Genomic DNA, 1840 nt, shown 5'->3' with positions numbered 1-1840 from the left:
TATTGAAGCCATGCGGGCCCAATATTCAGGGGTCATGGAATACAGCCAAAGCTATAAAAGGTCCTATTTCGGTACCGCAGACCCCAATGTGGTCCTTGTGAAATTTTCCGGGACCATCACCACAGGGGAGGGCAAACCGTACAACAATTCCTATGTCGGCACTTATACCATTTCAGAAGATGGGAAAATTGAAAGGTTTGTGGAACAATTCAATCCGAATATTTTATTAAATGGCTGGCCAGGCCTACAACCAGAAACCTATTCCATGCACAAAGCTGGAGCATCTACCGATAGTGGGGTAAAACTCCAGAATATCACTTTTGACAGTGAGGGAGTATTGCTAAAAGGACATCTTTTTCTTCCACCCAGTTTTGATGCTGAAAAAAGATATCCTGCCGCCATTGTTACTGGCAGCTGGACCAGCGTGAAAGAGCAAATGCCCGATGAGTATGCCAGTATTTTGGCAAAAGACGGCTTTATTACCCTAACGTTTGATTTCACAGGCTTTGGTGAGAGCGAAGGGCAGCCAAGACAAGTTGAGGACTATGACCTTAAGATACAGGACATCAAATCGGCGGTCACTTTTTTGACCAATCATGAAAACGTGAATGCCACAGAAATTTCTGGATTGGGTGTTTGTGCCAGTTCTGGGTATATGGCCCATGCGACCGCTCAGGATAGTAGAATCAACAAACTGATTTTGGTAGCGCCTTGGTTGCACAATCCAGAAATTGCCAAAAGCATCTATGACATGAGACCCGGAGGAACTGAAGGATTGTTGAAAGCTGCTGGAGATGCCAAAAAGAAATACGCAGAAACCGGTGAAATGGAGTACGTACTTGCTGCCAGTGAACTGGACCCTTTGAGTGCGATGTATGTCCCCGAAAATGCATTCGACTACTACCTAAACCCGGCCAAAGCTGCAGGTGCCGTCTACGATAATCGATTTGCTGTGAGTTCATGGGAACCATGGCTGACCTTTGACGGCATAAGCATCGGGAAGGACATTGAGCAACCTGTTTTCATCGTACACAGTGAAAGTGGTGCGGTGCCACATGGAGCCAAAGCATTTTATGATTTGCTTCAAGGCGATAAGGATATTGTATGGTTGAACGAATTCAATCAACAACAGTTGTATTTCGAAAAAGATGCTGTCGATGCCGCCATGAAAGAAGTGGTAGGCTATTTGAAGTAATCAATTCATGTAAGTTGACAAAGCCGATGGTGCCTCATCGGCTTTATTTCATTTTTGGTCCTATGGGACTGGAAATGAGTAAACCGTCCCTTCCGGATTATTAAAAGCTACTTGCTTGATGGCTCCCGCTCCCTGAAAATGAACGGAAACACCCTTTATAGAGAGATGTTCCTCGACGGAAGGCATCTCAAAGGCCAATTTGTTGTCCACAAATATTTGGAACGATTCGCTGTTGGAAATACATCGCAGTGGCACAAAATCATCAAAGCTAACCCCAAACGAGGAGAGGTCACTCTTTTTTCCATCCAAATAACTGCCAAAGGCCATCAATCTCAAATTGGAAATGCATCCCTTTTTGGCTAAGGGAATTCCAATGGCACCATTGTCGTACAACACAAATATCTCCACATCCTGGCAACCCCCAAATCCATCTCTTTGGGTGTTTTTCAATTGCATGTTAAGCTCAAAATCATCAGTGTACAACTCCCCAAAATCCTTAACAAGAAAAAAGTTTGTGATCACATCTGAAACACGCGGGTCCAGATTGTATTTTTCAATAGTTCCGGAATCAATTCTAAGCTCCCCATTATGCTTCACCTCATCTGGGGAAAGATAAATGGGCACCCCTAGATCGGAAGACCAAAC

Annotated in this window: 2 protein-coding genes; one reads left to right on the top strand and one right to left on the bottom strand. The window is 44.3% G+C overall.

Annotated elements, in window-relative coordinates; all coding sequences use genetic code 11:
* Nucleotides 1-1195 (top strand): alpha/beta hydrolase (locus tag F6K46_RS39505; protein WP_293118153.1); only part of this gene is annotated, 1195 nt, incomplete at its 5' end.
* Nucleotides 1196-1255: 60 nt separating this feature from the next.
* Here F6K46_RS39505 and F6K46_RS39500 read toward each other — a convergent pair.
* A partial coding sequence (locus F6K46_RS39500) for a hypothetical protein (protein ID WP_293118150.1) occupies nucleotides 1256-1840 on the bottom strand: 585 nt, incomplete at its 5' end.

It is taken from the genome of Moorena sp. SIO3E8 (genome assembly GCF_010692445.1).
GTDB lineage: Bacteria > Cyanobacteriota > Cyanobacteriia > Cyanobacteriales > Coleofasciculaceae > Moorena > Moorena bouillonii.
This window is presented reverse-complemented; position numbering and strand designations above follow the sequence as displayed.